This is a genomic window from Bacillus sp. FSL K6-0923, assembly GCF_038630825.1.
In the GTDB taxonomy this organism is placed as follows: domain Bacteria; phylum Bacillota; class Bacilli; order Bacillales; family Bacillaceae; genus Bacillus; species Bacillus pumilus.
In genome coordinates, this window is sequence record NZ_CP152044.1 from 3011354 (window position 1) to 3030026 (window position 18673).

General features: G+C 39.6%; 14 protein-coding genes. 1 reads left to right on the top strand and 13 read right to left on the bottom strand.

Annotation, left to right across the window (positions count from 1 at the left end; genetic code table 11):
- Positions 1 to 13: 13 nt before the first annotated feature.
- The 10 genes from MHI16_RS15555 to MHI16_RS15600 all read right to left on the bottom strand — a co-directional run bounded on the left by MHI16_RS15555 (position 14) and on the right by MHI16_RS15600 (position 10954).
- Positions 14 to 946 (bottom strand): response regulator, encoded by a 933-nt coding sequence (locus tag MHI16_RS15555; protein WP_061409626.1) that lies wholly within the window; start codon positions 944 to 946, stop codon positions 14 to 16.
- Positions 943 to 2259, bottom strand: coding sequence for a sensor histidine kinase (locus MHI16_RS15560; RefSeq protein WP_061409628.1), 1317 nt, complete (start codon positions 2257 to 2259; stop codon positions 943 to 945). The genes MHI16_RS15555 and MHI16_RS15560 overlap by 4 nt, the downstream gene beginning before the upstream one ends.
- Before the next feature lie 117 nt (positions 2260 to 2376).
- Positions 2377 to 3822: an aspartate ammonia-lyase gene (gene aspA, locus MHI16_RS15565; RefSeq protein WP_061409631.1), complete on the bottom strand. Its 1446-nt coding sequence runs from the start codon at positions 3820 to 3822 to the stop codon at positions 2377 to 2379.
- A gap of 16 nt (positions 3823 to 3838) precedes the next feature.
- Positions 3839 to 5116, bottom strand: coding sequence for a cation:dicarboxylase symporter family transporter (locus MHI16_RS15570; protein ID WP_003213370.1), 1278 nt, complete (start codon positions 5114 to 5116; stop codon positions 3839 to 3841).
- Positions 5117 to 5292: 176 nt separating this feature from the next.
- Positions 5293 to 5427: a hypothetical protein gene (locus MHI16_RS15575; protein WP_257474600.1), complete on the bottom strand. Its 135-nt coding sequence runs from the start codon at positions 5425 to 5427 to the stop codon at positions 5293 to 5295.
- A complete protein-coding gene (locus MHI16_RS15580; protein ID WP_058013681.1) occupies positions 5424 to 7859 on the bottom strand; it encodes a heavy metal translocating P-type ATPase in 2436 nt (811 codons plus the stop codon). The genes MHI16_RS15575 and MHI16_RS15580 overlap by 4 nt, the downstream gene beginning before the upstream one ends.
- Positions 7860 to 7939: 80 nt before the next feature.
- Positions 7940 to 8146 carry a copper chaperone CopZ gene (gene copZ, locus MHI16_RS15585; RefSeq protein ID WP_058013680.1) on the bottom strand — a complete coding sequence of 69 codons (207 nt, stop codon included), beginning with the start codon at positions 8144 to 8146 and terminating at the stop codon, positions 7940 to 7942.
- Between the two features lie 73 nt (positions 8147 to 8219).
- Positions 8220 to 8525, bottom strand: a complete 306-nt coding sequence (locus tag MHI16_RS15590; RefSeq protein ID WP_058013679.1) for a metal-sensing transcriptional repressor — start codon at positions 8523 to 8525, stop codon at positions 8220 to 8222.
- 101 nt (positions 8526 to 8626) lie between these two features.
- The gene (locus MHI16_RS15595; RefSeq protein WP_061409637.1) at positions 8627 to 9082 is read right to left on the bottom strand and encodes a DUF6376 family protein; all 456 of its coding nucleotides are present in this window, start codon (positions 9080 to 9082) and stop codon (positions 8627 to 8629) included.
- A 279-nt stretch (positions 9083 to 9361) separates the two neighbouring features.
- Positions 9362 to 10954: a histidine kinase N-terminal 7TM domain-containing protein gene (locus MHI16_RS15600; RefSeq protein ID WP_058013677.1), complete on the bottom strand. Its 1593-nt coding sequence runs from the start codon at positions 10952 to 10954 to the stop codon at positions 9362 to 9364.
- A gap of 312 nt (positions 10955 to 11266) precedes the next feature.
- On the opposite strand from MHI16_RS15600, the gene MHI16_RS15605 reads away from it, so the two are divergent.
- Positions 11267 to 12001 (top strand): hypothetical protein, encoded by a 735-nt coding sequence (locus tag MHI16_RS15605; RefSeq protein ID WP_235567008.1) that lies wholly within the window; start codon positions 11267 to 11269, stop codon positions 11999 to 12001.
- Positions 12002 to 12333: 332 nt separating this feature from the next.
- Here MHI16_RS15605 and MHI16_RS15610 read toward each other — a convergent pair whose 3' ends face one another.
- The 3 genes from MHI16_RS15610 to MHI16_RS15620 are packed head-to-tail and all read right to left on the bottom strand — an operon-like array spanning position 12334 to position 18539.
- A complete protein-coding gene (locus MHI16_RS15610; protein ID WP_268466734.1) occupies positions 12334 to 15324 on the bottom strand; it encodes a type I restriction endonuclease in 2991 nt (996 codons plus the stop codon).
- A 6-nt stretch (positions 15325 to 15330) separates the two neighbouring features.
- Positions 15331 to 16530, bottom strand: a complete 1200-nt coding sequence (locus MHI16_RS15615) for a restriction endonuclease subunit S (RefSeq protein ID WP_058013675.1) — start codon at positions 16528 to 16530, stop codon at positions 15331 to 15333.
- Positions 16527 to 18539, bottom strand: a complete 2013-nt coding sequence (locus tag MHI16_RS15620; RefSeq protein ID WP_058013674.1) for a class I SAM-dependent DNA methyltransferase — start codon at positions 18537 to 18539, stop codon at positions 16527 to 16529. The genes MHI16_RS15615 and MHI16_RS15620 overlap by 4 nt, the downstream gene beginning before the upstream one ends.
- Positions 18540 to 18673: the final 134 nt, after the last annotated feature.

Below are 18673 nucleotides of genomic sequence, written 5' to 3' on the forward strand. Positions count from 1 at the left end.
AGCATGCCTTTTTTTAATCTTCCATAAAAATACGTTTTGCTTCGTAGTAGAGCACCTGCACAAATTTCTTCACATTGATACGGGTATGTTCTTCTCTACCGTTCGTCTCTTTTGTTAATTCACTCATTTTCTTTCGCACGATGGTGAAATCAAAGAATTTAGAAGCGTAATTTTCAAAAGTCGGATGAGAAAAATCAGTTAACCCAAGTGATGCGATGTGTTTCAAGGATTGGTTGATTGCACGCCTCACCCGCTGTTCCGCTGCCTTCGCTTCTCTTGCAATGTCTGCAGATGTGTAAGGCTCATTTAATTTATCCTCCGTGACACCATTGAAAATGACCTTTAAAGAAGGAAAGGAATCATGATGTTCAGTATGCAGCGCTAAATACTGATCTGTGAAGAGGATCATATCTAATAAATCTTTAGACCCCTTTTCTCCCACAATCCCAAGCTCTGCCAGCAAGAACTGACCTGCCTCTGCAAGAGTTTTCCCACGCTGCTTCGTTTTGGTCTGACCTCGCTGCTGAAACTGCATGACAGATTTGAGTGAGTGCTGAATATTTTCAATTGAATGCTCCAAATGAAGCCGCTCAATCATGAGGTGGAGCACACTTAACACCTCTACACGATTGATTGGCTTTGTCACATAATACTCGACACCAAGCGTATACGCCTGGCCGATTAATTCCTTTGTTTCTACCTGTGACAGCATTAAGTATTTCCCATGAAACTCATCCTTAATGGCTCGAATCGTTTCAAGACCATCTCTTTCCGGCATCAATAGATCAATACATAAGATATCAATGTGCAAATCATTTAAGTAGCTTGCTGTTAACTCTGCGCCATCCTCTGCTTCCCCTGCGACAATGCCAAGCTCTTCATCTTCAATGAGCTGAGCGAGTGAAGAACGCACGGCTTCATCGTCATCCACAATAAAAAATCTCATCTCCCAATCCCCTCTTTTCTACTGACTTGATCCATTGGTATCGTTAACGTGAAAATCGTTTGTTTATTTGGGATACTCTTCATCTCAACACTTCCGCCAAGCTTCTCCGCTGTATCCTTCACATAGGAAAGCCCGATACCGCTTGATGGATTTCCAGCCTGATCATATTTTAAAGTAAAACCGGGTTTAAAAATCACATGATGATTACGCTCTTTAATGCCAGGCCCGTTGTCACTAATTTGAAAGATCACATGGTTCTCTTTCTGGGAAATAGAGAGTGACACCTCTCCATCCACCGGAATGGCTTCGACAGCATTGGAAACGATATTATTTAACAAAGATAGAATGGTATACACATGATAGACGGGATGCTGCCCATCTTCATCATAATGAAAGACAATGTTTTTTTTAAGAGATTCTGCGTAATTTTCATGAATACGAATCACGAGCCCAGCAATATGCGCAGGACTTGCATAAGCCTGAAAATTTTCTTCATGTATCAGCTTTGATAAGGCAGAAAAAATCCGCTGGTTATCCTTTTTGATCTCATGCACCTCTCCAGCGATTTGCAGGGCTGTTTTTCCGAGCTTTTTCAAATCCAAAGATTCCGCATCCTTTGCGTGATGCAAAGATTGATACAATTGATAGGATGTCGCTGTAATGTGTTCAGCATGTGCAAGTGTTTTATGAAAGTATGTAGATTCCGTATAAAGGTTAGACAGGAGCATGAGCAGATGTTCCTTTTCCTTTTTCATCTGACGCTCTCTCGCCTGCTCTTCATATAAACGAATCATTGTATAACAAGCCAACACGAAAAAGCTTCTGAAAATAGCTAAAACGAAAAGTTGAAACAGCGTCCGCATCGTTAAAATTTCATCGATGGTACCACGAAGTGCAATCATTTCAACAACGCTTGCACACAGCTCCATGATGATACCTGTCGCTCCAATCAGCCAAGGCTGATCGCGGAAACGTCTGACCTTTAATAAATAAAAGAGCGTTCCGTAGACGACATAATAAAGCAGGGGAGGAAACCTTAATGAAACCGCCTCTTCCAGCGGAAGATGACCTGTGACGGCTGTATCAAGAAGCACGCGAAATACAAAAACAGAAACCCCTGCAATGATACCGCTTGCCCATGCCGGGAATTTTTTCATTTGAAGCAGGATAAAGAAAAAGACAACGGTTCCAAAGCTGACCCGAAAGCTGTCCTCAAATGGATAAAATTTAAACTCTCCGCCAATCGGTGTCAGTACAATGAGCATCACAATTAAATAAGGCTCTGTATTCAACCATTTTTTCAGTAGATTCAAGCGCAGTCACATCCCTAATAATTGACGATAGTATACTATGTGAGCTTCAGAAAAACAAACAGTCCATGAAAAAACGCACACCGAACATTTGTCGGTGTGCGCTTCTCATGATGCCGCTTAATCTTCTAAACGATCCTTTTCTAAAAGTGATGCGCCAGCAATACCTGGTTTCGTCATTTCAAAAGGATTTAAGATAATATCAAGCTCTTCCTCTGATAACACATCATTTTGCAGACAAAGCTCACGTACAGATACGCCTGTAAGAATCGCTTCTCTTGCAATTCGTGCAGCAGCTTCATAACCAATATGCGGATTGACCGCCGTCATGACACCAGCACTCTTTTCTACATATTCTTTTAATCTAGATTCATCTGCTTTTAGGTCACGCAAGCAGTTGTCTACGAAGGACTCAAATACATTCTTCATAATGCTGAGAGATTGAAGCAGGTTGAACACAAGCACCGGCTCCATCACGTTCAGCTCAAGCTGACCAGCCTCTGATGCAAGACAGATCGTGTGGTCATTTCCGATGACTTGGAATGCCACTTGGTTCATGACCTCAGGCATCACTGGGTTGACTTTCCCTGGCATGATAGATGAACCTGGCTGTCTCGGCGGCAAGTGAAGCTCACCAAAGCCTGCTCTTGGACCTGATGCCATTAAGCGAATATCGTTCGCCATTTTGGACATATTCATCATACATACTTTCAGTGCAGCTGATACTTCTGTATAAGCATCCGTATTTTGCGTAGCATCGACTAAGTCTTCTGCTCCAACTAAAGGTAATCCGCTAATATCAGATAGATAGCCAACCACCTGGCGAATATATTTAGGATCAGCATTCAAGCCAGTTCCGACTGCTGTTGCTCCCATATTGACTTCATATAAATGCTGTCTAGACTGCTTGATACGTTTAATATCACGAGCAAGAACCTTTGCATAAGCATTAAACTCTTGACCAAGTCTGATTGGAACAGCGTCCTGAAGATGCGTACGTCCCATTTTGATGACATGATCAAATTCTTGTGCTTTTTCTGTCATGACTTGATGCATGTTTTCCATCGTATAAAGTAGTTTTTCAATCATATTCAATGTAGAAATATGAATCGCTGTTGGGAAAACGTCGTTTGTTGACTGCGACATGTTCACATGCGTGTTTGGACTTAGCTCAGTATAAGCGCCTTTTTCCTTTCCTAGTAGTTCAAGCGCTCTGTTTGCAATGACTTCATTGGCATTCATATTCATTGAAGTGCCAGCCCCGCCTTGAATTGGATCGACAATAAATTGATTGTTCCATTTTCCTTCAATAACCTCATCTGCGGCTTGAACAATTTTTTCTCCAAGACCAGAATATAGTCGCTTTGTATCCATATTTGCAAGTGCGGCTGCCTTTTTGACAATCCCTAATGCTTTGATGAGTTCCTCATGAACATGGTAGCCAGTAATTGGAAAGTTCTCTACTGCACGTAATGTTTGAATTCCATAATACGCTTGAGTGTCTACTTCCTTTTCACCTAGAAAGTCTCGTTCGATTCGAACTTGCTTGTCCTGTAGCTTCGTCATTTGAAAAGATCTCCTTTTACGCTGCTTTTGTTTGTTGTTTTAATTCCTCAATATACTTCTTCGATTTCTCTTGATCAAAAACTTTTTCCCACTTAGACATGACAATGGCTGCAAGTGAGTTACCAAATACGTTAACAGTTGTACGAACCATGTCAAGAATACGGTCGATCCCAACGATGAAGGCAAGTCCTTCAAGCGGCAGTCCCATTGCACCAAGTGTTGTGATAACAACAACGATTGATGCACCTGGTACACCAGCCATTCCTTTTGATGTCAGCATCAAGATTAATAGTAACGTAATTTGCTCATAGATGGAAAGTGGCATGCCGTACATTTGTGCAACAAATATGGCGGCAATGGATTGATAGATGGCACTTCCATCTAAGTTAAAGGTGTAGCCTGTTGGGATAACGAACGACGTGATCGCTTTCGGGCAGCCGAACTTCTCCATTTTATCCATTAGTCTAGGCAATACAGCTTCTGAACTTGCTGTTGAGAATGCAAGAATGATTTCTTCTTTTAGCACTCTAAATAGTGTAAAGACGCTTGTTCCAGCTAATTTTGCGATAATGCCAAGTACGACAATCACGAAGAATGCCATTGTGCCGTAAACGACAAGTACCAGTTTACCTAGCGGGAGAAGCGCTCCGACCCCGAATTTGATCACCGTCACACTGATGAGCGCGAATACACCAAATGGTGCAAACTTCATCACTTTATTGGTCACCCAGAACATGGCTTCGAGTATCCCCTCAAAGAACCCTAACACTGGTTTCCCTTTGTCTCCTACTGCGGCAATTCCTAATCCGAATAAGACGGTAAAGAAGATCGTTGGTAATAGATCACCTTCTGCAATGGATTGGAAAACGTTTGTTGGCACTAGATGCACAATCGTTTCAGAGAAACTTGCTTTTTCGGAAGAAGCTTTCGATGTCTCTTCATATTTAGAGATATCGCCCTTTTCCATGTTGCTCATGTCAATTCCTGTACCAGGATGGAAAACGTTTGCTGCAAGCAGTCCTACTGCTAATGCAATCGTTGTCACAATTTCGAAGTAAAGAATCGTTTTCCCACCGAGTCTTCCGATAGTTTTCATATCCCCTACTCCAGCCACTGCTACAATCAACGCAGCAATAACAATTGGCAGGACAATCATTTTAATTAAATGGATGAATATATCGCCAATCGGCGTTAACACATTAATAACGGTTTCATTTTGATAAAACAGCGCTCCCACGATAACACCCAGAACAAGTGCAATGAGTATTTGAGAAGCTAACCCTAACTTTTTCATACGTGAACCCCCTTTTTTTGATAACGCTTTCTTTGTTGCTTAATCGCATCTTAACGATGAACCTACAAAAAACGACAAAAAGGAACAAAAAGAAGTGAATTTTTTATGAAAAATCTTTTAAAAGGTGGGTTTTTCCACAAAATTGTTAAAAAAAGACTTCGCTTTTGGGCGAAGTCCTAATGATTTTGCATTTGTTCACTTGGTGTATCTTGTTGTGGATAAAATTGATCGTACATCGCATATCCAATGAGGACAAGAGCAACATAGAACAATGCACTAATCGTCCAAATCCATTTGACATTCAGTTTCATTGTGCCACTCCCTCTCTCACCGGTTTCAATCGCTGCAATCTGAGCGCATTCAATACAACCGACACGGAGCTAAAGGCCATTGCTGCTCCTGCAAGCCATGGCGCAAGAAGTCCTAAAGCTGCTATCGGTATCCCAATACAATTATAAGCAAGCGCCCAAAATAGATTTTGCTTGATGTTTCTCATCGTTTTTTGACTAAATACAAGCGCATCAGCAATGGCATGGAGGTCTCCTGTCATGAGTGTGATATCTGCTGCTTCCATGGCGACATCTGTCCCAGTTCCAACTGCCATCCCAATATTCGCTGTCGCAAGAGCTGGGGCATCATTAATACCATCTCCGACCATGGCGACTTTCTTTCCTTGTTCCTGAAGCGCCGCAATGTGAGCAGCCTTTTCCTCAGGCAGGACTTCAGCAATGACATGATCAATGCCCGCCTGTTTCGCAATCGCCTCTGCTGTCAGCTTGTTATCACCTGTCATCATCACGACGTGAATCCCTTGCTCCTTCAGACGCTTGATTGCTTGAGGAGAGGATGATTTGATCGTATCTGCGACCGCAACAATACCAGCGAATTCGCCGTCAATTGCGACAAGCATAGCCGTTTTTCCTTGCTGCTCCAGTGTTGTGACGGATGCTTCGACTTGATCATATGGGATTTGATGTTTCTGTAATAGCTTACGCGTTCCAACCAAAAGCTTGTGTCCTGCTGCCTTTGCTTCAATCCCATGACCTGGGTCAGCTTGGAAGGCTTCAATCTCGACCGCTTCAAGACCTTGTTCCTTCATTCCATCTGTGATCGCTCTAGCAAGCGGGTGTTCCGACTGCTGTTCAGCTGATCCTACTAACTGAAGCAAAACATCTTCTGTCCAATTAGCATATGCCTGCACATCTGTCAGACTCGGTTCCCCTTTTGTCACAGTTCCTGTTTTATCTAACACCACCGTGTCGAGTGATTGAGTCACCTCTAAATGCTCCCCGCCTTTAAACAGGATGCCTGATTCAGCTGCACGGCCGCTCCCAGCCATAATTGAGGTTGGTGTAGCAAGGCCAAGCGCACACGGACATGCGATGACGATGACCGCTATAAAGGTTTCAAGTGCTGCTGTCACATTTCCTGGATCAACAAAGAAAAACCAGATCAGGAAGGTGAGCACTGCAATTCCTACAACAATGGGAACGAATATCCCTGAAATTTGATCTGCCATCCTTTGAATCGGCGCTTTTGAGCCCTGTGCTTGTTCTACGACTTTAATAATCTGTGAAAGGGCGGTCTCTTTCCCAACCTTTGTCGCTTTCACTTTCACAAACCCATTTTTATTGATGGTTGCCCCGATGACCGCATCACCAGCCGTTTTATCAACAGGCAGACTTTCGCCCGTAATCATGGACTCATCAATTGCGGTTGTTCCCTCCACAATTTCTCCATCTACCGGCACTTTCTCTCCCGGTTTGACAAACACAAGATCATTCACTTTCACTTCGGAAATAGAGACTGTCATCTCTTTCCCATCTCGCTCGATGACCGCTTCTTTCGCTTGTAGACCCATCAGCTTTTGAATCGCTTCTGATGATCTCCCTTTTGCTCTTGCTTCCATTAATTTTCCGAGAACGATCAACGTAATGAGTACAGCACTTGTTTCGTAATAGAGGGCTGCCTCATGTGTGCCTTGAACCGCTGACTGAATGCTTTCATATAAACTATAGAAAAACGCAGCTGATGTCCCAAGTGCGACAAGAACATCCATGTTGGCACTTTTATTACGTAACGCTTTATACGCACCTACATAGAAGGGCCAGCCGACAATGAACTGAACGGGTGCTGCTAACGCCAGCTGAACCCAAGGATTCATGAACGCTTCAGGCAGCCAAATAAAAGACGTGAAAGAAAAATGACTGACCATTGCCCAAAGAAGCGGAAGTGACAGAATCATTGAAAATAAAAAGCGTGCCGTCTGCTTCTCTATTGCTGCTTGGCGATGATCTTTCTTTCCTTCCTCTGCATCATCTACAGCTGGTTCAATTAAAGAATACCCAATAGACTGAACCGCTTCCTTTATATCACTTGTAGACGTTTGCCCTGGGTGATATGTGACCTGAAGGGTCTCCAGCGCAAAGTTTACAGATCCGTGATCAACACCATCCATCCGATTGATTTTTTTCTCAATTCGGTTGGCACACGCTGCACACGTCATTCCCTCTATATCAAATTCTGCTTGCTCCATCACCACATCGTAGCCGAGGGATTGAATTTTTTGCTTGAGATCATCTGGTGTGAGTTGTTCTGCTTCATACACAATATGAGATGTTTCCAGCGCCAAATTCACATTGGCATCCTCCACACCTTCCAGCCTGTTCAATCCCTTTTCAATTCGTCCTGCACAGGCAGCACAGGTCATTCCCGTAATTTGAAAGTCGATTTCCTTCTTCATTGACCTCACCTCTCCATATACACCATGGGGGTATTATATTTTGAAAAAAATACGTGCTGTTATGCAGCACGTATGTTCATTTATACGACATCATATCCCTGTTCTTCAATTACATCAGAGATACGGTGCAACGTGACTTGATCTGGGTGAAATGAAACTTCCACCTCTCCTTTGTCTAAATGGACTTTCACAGAATCAACACCTGCTAGTTCTCCTACATTTCCTTCGACTGCTTTTACGCAATGTCCGCAAGACATGCCCTGCACTTGAAGTGTTGCTTGTTCCACTTCTCATCGCCTCCATCAATCATTTTCTACACTTACTATACCCTAGTAGGGTATCATTGTAAACATATAAATGCTACGATTTTGTCAATTTCGTAAAAACCGTCATTAGCTCTTCAATGGCTTCATCTCCATTGCCGCTCTTAATCGCATCTGTTACGCAGTGATGTGTATGCTTTTCCATCAAATGAAGGCTGACCTTTTTCAAAGCCGCATTGATTGCGGAGATTTGATTGACAACATCTATACAGTAACGATCGTTTTCAATCATTTGCTGAATTCCGCGCACTTGTCCTTCCACTCGTTTCAGCCGATTAATCAATTGATCTTTTTCCTTCTCGGCTCTAGGCGAAGCCATATGTCTTTCTTCATGTTCTGTCATGTGATCACCTTTTTTCCATTATGACTTGTCTTTCCTTAAATTAAAGCATATCTTCACCGGAAAAGGCAAAGATATGCTGAATTCACTTTATAGTGTTTGCTTTAGTTTGTTAATTGTTCAATGTCCTGCAATAGATTCACGGACTGCTGAAGCTGCTTGATCAACCCTTGCTGGTCCTCAAGCATGGCGGCAACGTCGATGTTATCTGCTTTCAATTGCTGTAAATACGTTTGAATTTCCTCTGACAGCACCTTATTTTTTTCAATGATCTGTGCATGCAGGTCTTCTGCTATTTGGGGTGCTTTGACTTCATTAAATGCCTGAATGTCTGCCTTCAATGATTCTAACTGCTTGGTTAATTCTGCTTTTTTGGCAGCGTTTTTCACAGCTTCTTCAGCAAGTTTTGGAAAGTCCTCTGTAAATTGCTGAATGTCTGTGACATAGTCATTGGCCTCAGTGACATATGTCGTTGTATCGTTGACTTGATCAAGTAAGCTGGAGCACCCGCTTAATACAAGTGTTCCGGAAAATAGGAAAGCTATCGCATATTTTTTCAAGATCGATCATCCTTTCATCTGTGGGATTAAACGCATCATTTGTTCTGCTTCCCTATCACACAGACTTAAAAAGATCTTAAAAATAGCCAGACCTTTGCCTCATGTGTGATAGGCAAAGGTCTGGCTAACATTGTTCATGCCGGAATGGCCGAGAAACAACGGATGTTTCTGTAATGACGACCAAACCGTAAAAGCTACTCCCCTTTTAGGAAACCGTTCAAATGTTATGTTTATCATATCGAATGTCAGGACAACCGTCAATGAGAAGCTAGCGGCATGTCAATTCTTCTCTTCATAAAGCATATAGTCTGCTCCAGTTGACGCATAAATCCGGTTGCGTCCTTGGCGTTTTGACATATACAAGGCTTGGTCCGCTTCAAATAGAAGAGTTTCTAATACATTTGGATCATAAGCTGTGTGAGCAATTCCAAAGCTCGCTGTCACTCGCACTTTTTCCTCATCATTCTCAAAGAAACTCATCTCAAACGAATGTCTAATTCGCTCCGCAATATGACATGCCTCTTCAAAAGAATGATGCGGCAGACAAATAGCAAACTCTTCTCCGCCATATCGTCCGAATAAATCGTCCATTTGTAAATGCTGCTGACAAATGGTGACAACATGACGCAGTGCCTCGTCACCAATATGATGTCCGTGCGTGTCATTGATTTGTTTAAAGAAATCAATATCAAACAGCATAACAGCCGTATCCTGCGCATCCTCTTCTAGGATCATCTGCGTTCGTTCAATGAATGAAGACCGATTGAAGATATTCGTCAACCCATCAATATATGCACGGCGCTCCAGCTCTTCCTGCAATAAACGCTGCTCTGTTACATCACTGATCACAATTTGCCTGCCCTCAATCTCTCCTCTTCTATTAAATAGGGACGATGCGGTCAAGTGATAATAGCTGGAATGATCTTTTTCCTTTTTCAACATTAGATCATATTGCGAATGATCCTGCGGAGAACGCAGCCATTGAATGAAGTCAGTATCTTTGATGATCCCTGAGAATATATCGTCTATTTTAAAACCAATCCCCTTTTTATTAGAAAGGGCTGGAATGATCGATGCAGCAGCGGGGTTGTAATCGATGAGTGTTCGGTACCGATCTAAAATGAGAACCCCTTCAGACATATGCTCAAACACACGCTCCATCGCAATGGGAGAGAGCTTAAAGAGCTGGAACGACATAATCGCCCATAAATAGAGCGCATTGGTTAAAAACATCACCACAGGGACCGGGTCAATATGAAGAGGTGTCACACCTAATAAATAGATAAAAGATGTCGTAATTGGCAGTAACATGCCCACTAGCAAAATAAGGATCTGCTTTAGATATTCCTTTTTTGTGACATGCAAAAACCAAACCAGCATAAAAATAGCGAGCATCGAACAGCCAAATGTATAGACGCCATGAATGATATACCAATAGCCAATCGTAAAGTCAGCCAATAAAAATCCGTCTACTAGATTCATCGTAATGCTTCGATAAAAGAGTGAATGAAAAGAGTTGGTGAACACCATAATGGTGGTGAGAGTTGGAATCAGTAAGATGAGAAGCACGCGGCGCTTTGTGAAATATTGATGGAATCCCGTAAATTGCAGCACAATCATCAGACTGAATGGCGCGATGAACGGAAGACCTATGTATTGAAAACAAACCCAGAACATAATCTCCCTAGGTGTACTTGCCAATAATTCAAACGTGTGCCCAAAGATATAAATCGCAGTTGCTCCAGACATGTACATAAACAATTGACAGCCAATATACCGGTAGCGGTTCGCATGAGCAATGATTGATAATATCACGGACAGAATGCCAGAAACACTCATGATCACAATAAAATGTAAAACAATCGAATCCATGTAAACGCCCCAATTTCAGTTATTTAGAACTAGTCTAATCTTACTATATATGAGGAAGTCACAAATGGGAAGATGTGATTTTGAATTGGTTGGGGGTTTTTTAAAATCTTTATGACAATTGTTTATTCTTCTGTTTTTACAACACACCCCACAAGGGTCTTAAGACACCTTTTTAACTAATTAAAAATCCGCCGAAAATTAACTTCCAGCTCAATATAAAACCTACTTTTTTACCCTTTTTTATCATAATTACCACATCATATTTTTTTTACAGTACAATGATGACAACATTAAATGGAAGGGGAAAACTTAATGAATAAAAACAATCGAAGTAAGATTTTTAAACTATTTATAGGCTTGTTAACAATTATCATATCCACAACATTTTTTTCCAATGTAAGCTCTGCGGAAGTGAAAAAAACAGATGATAACAACTCTGAAAAAAATCAATCACTTCATTCTGAACAAAAAGATGTTAAAAAGACAAAAGTCAGTATGAAGGACATAAAGAAAATAGAGTCATATCTATATTTATCTAAAAAAGGAACACTTATTTTAAAACCAGATTATACTGATTTGAATCTAGATCATACAATAATTAAAGAAGTAAAGACATGGCTGAAGTATAGCAACCAATTAGTACTTGATAAAAAAGCTGTTATTCAACCTGATTTTAGTATTAAAATGCTAGATGAATCTAACACTAATTCACTTGATCATAAGATATCAACATTATCTAAAGGATGCGGGAAGAACGGTCATAATGTTTATTGGTGGGGATATAACTTATACTTTGATTGCAATGAGACCAGATCTTTATATCAGTCTTTCAAAGCTGGAGGGGGCGCTACTAGTGGAATCGCAGCCATTTCTAGATTCATACCCGTTCCTCCTACTCAACTAGCTAGTGCTATTGCTGGAGTAATAGGTGGAGGGCTTGTAGGCTTTGGTCAAATGATTCAAGATGAACATGAAGGACATGGCGTAAGAATAAGATTTACTGGATTAGGTTATGCAGCAGTTCCATCTGGTGTATTTCCACAATAACTAAGGAGGTAAAAAAATGACCTTCATCATTATCATGGCAGGTTTATTTATGCTCATTCTTTTAGATAAACCATTTCAGAAAAGAAAGTCTGGTTTATTATTCTTAGTATGTTATTTATTACTCATTTCATTGTATATCATTAATACAACGTTTATGAAATTTGTATCAAATAAACTTTTACTCATTATAGCTATTTTTGTAGTTAGCCCTTTGTTTATTCGATTCCTTAAACCTTCTCAAAAAACTGAACAGTGATTACTACAAGAAAAAAAGATGACGGACTGTCATCTTTTTTTCTTATAGAACTTAGACTGATATTTCGATAGAATCATCATCGATTCACTTCTCCATATACCTCATTCAACATATCTTCCATAATGTACGACTTAAATTCATCGTTCTCTAAAATTTTCATAAAGAATTCCTGATTGCTACTCATTCGGTCGATAACAAAATTCATAAATGTTTTTTCAAAAGCGAATTTGAAGTTTTCTTTTGTATTGTTTTTCGCTTTCTGACGAAGATCATCATCATTCAACATGTCCTCTTTCACTTGTTCACGAGAAAGAAAATCTGTTTCTGTAAATGTTGTACCAAAGCGCTCATTTAACTTTTCTAACACGCTTGATAATCGCACCTTCTCATCTTCAGCTACACCACCAGCACCATGCTTCTGTGGATCAAGTTCAATGCCACCCGTTTTTTCCAACTCGATGCTTCCTTCGAATACCTTTTGATTTCGATAGTATTCAAGTGCGATATCATCAGCTAAATAAACGTCCTTATCACCAGTTGTACGAGGTAGTTTGCGCAACAAGTATGTTAAATAAATATATTGTTTGTGTAAGCTTAGATCAATAAACGTTATAACTTGTAGCACGAAACTATACGTACGAATAAATTTTGTTGCAGCTTGTTTAAAATCAACCTGTTCTTCTTCTGAAAGCTTTTTATATCGCTCTACACCTTTGTCAAGAATTGCATTTAACTCTGTTTGCGCCCTAGTTGACTTTTTCACACCGTCTGTTACTTCAAGTTCATTAACCCTTTGCACCTCATCTTCTTTAAATACTTGATGAGGCTCGATGTCAGCCTGCATATCATAAAGGATATTTGGGTCCGTAATTTCAGATAGACTTGTTGATTCGTAATATGGTTGGAACGAAGCTTTCATAATCTCTGGTTCATTTACAAAATCGAGTACGAATGTGTCCTCTTTACCTGGGCAAGTACGATTTAAACGAGATAGAGTTTGCACCGCTTTAATACCACTTAATGGCTTATCTACATACATCGTATGCAACAGTGGTTCATCAAATCCCGTTTGATATTTCTCAGCTACAAGCAATACCTTAAATTCATCTGAATTGAATTTATCAGGTAGCTCTTTTTCAGAGAAATTGTTCATGTCCGGCTCCGTGTAATCTATTCCACCGTCTTTTACAGTACCTGAAAATGCCACAACTGTTTTTAAATCGTTATATCCCTTTTCATGGATATACTTATCAAAAGCAATTTTATAACGTACTGCATGTAAACGGCTTGCTGTCACGACCATTGCCTTGGCACGTCCACCAATTTTCCGCTGTACAAAATTCCGATAATGTTCAATGATAATTTCTGTTTTTTGTTCAATGCTGTGCGGATGCAATGAAACGTATTGAGCAAGCTTTTTGGTGGCTTGCTTCTTCGATACCTCCGGATCATCATCGACAGTCTTGGCAATTTTCCAGAACGTTTTATATGTTGTGTAGTTTTCAAGTACATCTAAAATAAACCCTTCTTCAATTGCTTGGCGCATTGTGTATTGATGAAAGGCCTCTGGCTTACCATCAATACCAACCGTACCAAACTTCTCTAATGTCTTGGGCTTTGGAGTCGCTGTAAAAGCAAAGAACGATACGTTATCCTGTTTCCCACTTTTCAAAATGGCTTCCACAATTTTCTCGTCTACATCAGCTAAGTTTTCTTCGGCAATGCGGTCTTCCTCATATGCTGCTTCTAATGTCTTATCTGATAGAACATTTGTTAAGGCAGTAGATGCTTTACCACCTTGAGATGAGTGCGCTTCGTCGATAATAACTGCATATTTTTTTCGCTCTAAACCCGCTACTTTCTCCAAAATAAATGGGAACTTTTGGAGCGTTGTAATAATAATGCGTGTTTCACTATTAATAGCACGTGCTAATTGCTCTGAGTTTTTATCGACTGGCTCGACCATTCCTGCTTTATGCTCTAATTGATACACTGCGTCTTGCAATTGCTTATCTAATACTCGGCGATCGGTAATCACAATCACACTACTAAAGATCGATTCATTTTCCTCGTTATGTAGCTTAGCTAAACGATGTGCAAGCCATGAAATTGAATTCGTCTTACCAGATCCCGCAGAGTGCTGAATTAAATAATTATGACCGACAAGTTTTTGTGCAACATCTGCTTCTAACTTACGTACAACATCAAGCTGATGGAAACGAGGAAAAATGAGCATTTGACGCTCACCTATTGTTTCACCGTTTGAATCTTTAATGTCGTCTTTCTTAATAAAGATGAAGCGATATATAATATCGAGCAAGCTATCAGGTGCTAAAATGTCTTCCCATAAATAATGCGTTCGATAGTTGTCACCGTAAGTTAACGGATTGCCTTTCCCGCCATTATTGCCTTTGTTAAATGGGAGGAAGTACGTTTTGCTCTTATCAAGCTTTGTTGTCATAAACACTTCATCTGGGTCAACGGCAAAGTAAACAGCAACACGCTCATTAAATTTAAATAGCTGCTCACGTGGATCCCGATCATTCTTTAATTGTTTCATCGCATCTTCAACTGTTTGGTTTGTTAATGGATTTTTCAGCTCCATCACTACAAGTGGTAAACCGTTTAAAAACAGCACCATATCTAAGCTATTGTTATGCTTATCACTGTAAAACACTTGGCGAGCAACATTAAAACGATTTTTCCTGTACTGCTCATTTAATGTTTTATTCATATCGGTGGGTGGCTGGTTATACGCAAGTTGTAATGTGACACCACGGTCTTTAATCCCTTTACGTAAACATTCAATCAAACCTTGTTTATGTAGCTGACCTTTAATGCGCTTTAACACTTGTTCTTGATAAGTAGGACCATACGATTTTTCTAACGTACGCATCCGCTTTTCCTGCGTATCTTCTAAAAAAGCAAATAGCTCTTCTACGTCGATTGCATGCTGCTTGAAAGAGCTACTTGCCTCACCTTCTAACACACGCTTTTTATAGCCATTCGCGATTAATGCTAATTCGATATTTGTCTCAAAACCTGTTTCTGTCGTATCGATCGCCATTACCATTCACCTCACTTCATCAAGTTCCATAACACGTACGTCGATTTTGCCTGTTACTGCTTCGTAGATTAGGGATTGACGGTATTCAGTTAGTTTTTTAATTTGAAAGTTCACCAACCCTATCAATTTATCAAGTTTATTTACATCTTCTTCAAGTCTATTTAAAATATCCTCTTGCTCTTTTACGGATGGCCAGGGTATTTTTATCTCACCAATTGTGTCTGTATTTAGATTTAATTGAGTCCCCATTTTCCCTAAACCTTTATATGACTGACCACACGCAAATATATAGTATAAAAATTTCTTATTATACTTATAATTTGGGAAATAGACAAATCCATCGTGAATACAACATTTTATATTGGATATACATGGTTTTCCTACAGTACCTGCAATACTAACAAATAAATCACCTGGGTATTGTTTGATGCTTAAAGAAGCACCTAATTCAGACATTATTTGTGATGTTTCATTTAAATACATTCCTGCTCTTGAAACATCAGCTATTCGTACCCATGCATATTCTCCATCATCATCAAAATACTTTGGATCATCAATAGGTCTAGGCGACGCTCCTCTTTTTACTTGTGTAATGTGCTTAATCTTTTTTATCTCCCAATGCTCTGGAACCTCACCAATCCACTCAACACCCGAATCTTTCATTTTCACATTCGGATTTAAACCTTTCGTAACAGCTTCTATGATGATTGATTGGCGTTGTTGTTCCAATAATATTAACAGACGTTCTTTATGCTTCAATAAAGTCTCAATTTCAATACATTTACGATCTAAAAATTTTGCTATGATTTTTTGGACTTCTTCAGATGGGATATTTACTTCACAATTTTCTAGCTCTGACCCTACAATGCTAGGCAAAGCTGTTTGAGTTACAATTTTTTCCCAGGGAAATACCTTTAACAGATAATAAAAATATCTCGGAGAATTACCTGAATAAACCTCAGTGTAATACATAGTATCTACAGCCCAAAAATCACCTTCAACATATAAAGGTTTACCTATCGTTCCTTTTCGACCAAATAATACTGAAGGCCCAGTAAATAGTTTTTTATTAGTATATTTAAAAACTCCACCCGAACCATATACGTCAATAACATTTTTACCATAATCCACTTCATTTGTTACTTCTCGACCATTCTTAACTTTTAAATGATATTTCAATTTACTTTTCTTTAAAACTACAGTCATACCATCACCTTCTTTAACTGGTCAGTAATCTCCGCTTCTAATGCACGAATCTCTTCCATAATTTCTGCTGAGCTACGTAATTCAGTGTATTTGTAAAAATGGCGAGTAAAAGGAATTTCGTAGCCGATTTTTGTTTTTGTTTCATCAATCCATGCATCTGGTACATGTGGTAATACTTCACTTGCAAAATAATCATGAATGTTATCTTTTAACGGTACATTTTCAGTATCACGCAAATCAGGATCAGGTTCGATGTCTGTTTTATTTTTCATACATACGTCAGCTGTTTCATCTTTTTCAGATAGACCAGCTAAAATTGCTTTTAATACAGGTGCTCCGATAGTAATGCCCGCTTGTTTTAATGCATCTTTTAGTACTTTCTTAAACTCGTCACGATTTTTATATACTGTATCGCTTTCTAACGTGCGTAACACATATAAAATTTGTGTTTGCAGCTTTTTCCCTTCTTCGATTTCAAAATGACCTGCATCGCCTTTTTTCTTCGATATCGCTAAGTTCTCAAAGCCTTTTTGCGCTACAACACATGCCAAGCGCTCTTCATTTACTTGGAAGTTTAAACGTAATGGACGTTCTACTGTAATTTTCGAATAACCAAAGTCTTCATTCTCAAAAATCTTCACGTACTCGTTTGGCTGTGCATCGCCGTATAAACGAACAATCTCATTCATTTGCTCTTCCGTAATTTCGTTACGTTTGCTACCCATCGACTTTTTCATTTTTTTCGAGAAGTCTACAGCATTGACTAACCGCACTTTCCCTTTATGAAGAGGTGCTTTATTGTTTGTTAAAATCCAAATGTACGTTGCAATGCCTGTGTTGTAGAAGAGATCATTCGGCAATGCGACAATACCTTCTACTAAGTCGTTTTCAAGCACATACTTTCGAATCTCACTTTCACCAGAACCTGCATCACCTGTAAATAACGGCGAGCCATTCATAATAATGGCTAATCGAGAGCCTTGAGGAATTTCTGCTGTGACTGGCTTCATTTTTGAGATTAAGTGCATGAGGAATAATAGTTGCCCGTCACTTGTACGAGGCGTACCAGGGCCAAATCGACCATCAAAACCTTGTTTCTCATGTTCATTTTTAATCGCCTTCTCATATGATTTCCAGTCCACTCCGTACGGTGGATTTGAAATTAAGTAATCAAATGTATCATGTGGGAATTGATCGTTTGATAACGTGTTTCCTAAACGAATGTTACGTGCATCTTCACCTTTAATAAGTAGGTCTGCTTTACAAATTGCATAGGATTCAGGGTTAATTTCTTGGCCGAAGAATTCTAAATGTGCTGTTGGATTTTGATTAAGTAAATATTCTTGCGCAACTGAACCCATACCACCTGTACCAGCTGCACAGTCATACAACGTTTGTGTTAAACCTGGTTTCGTTAAAATACTCGCATCATCATGTAAAAATAACAAATGTGTCATTAAACGAATAACTTCACGTGGCGTGTAATGATCCCCTGCTTCTGAATACTCATTGAAACGACGAATTAGTTCCTCAAATACATAGCCCATCTCAATGTTTGAAACTGTTTCTGGATGTAAATCGATTTCACTAAAACGTTTAATCGTTAAGTATAATAAGTCATTTTGATCAAGCTTATCGATTTGGCGATCAAAGTCGAAGTGCTCCATGATATCACGAGCCACTTTCGAGAAACCATTTATATAGTCACGTAAGTTATCAGCGATATTATCAGCGTCTGTTAATAGTTTGTTAAAATCATACTTACTTATGTTGTGAAAGTTTTGCTTAGAAACACGATTTAAAATCTGCTCACGTGCTTCATCTGTCATATTTGGATACTGCTCTGCTTTCACTAACACTTCTTCTTTTGTGCTTTCTAATACGCAGTCAAAACGGCGTAATACAGCTAATGGTAAAATAATTTCACCGTAGTCTTCTGGCTTATATGGTCCACGTAAAATCTCTGCAATTGACCAAATGAAGCTGACTTTATCTTGGAAGTTGATCATGTTATGTACCTCATTCTAAATTTATTTTCTCGACAATAACCTTGTAAATATAATGCAATATTACATTCAATTATAAATGTTCCAACAACAAAACGTAACTGCAAAAAATAGAAACTTTAACCAAAGACATTGGA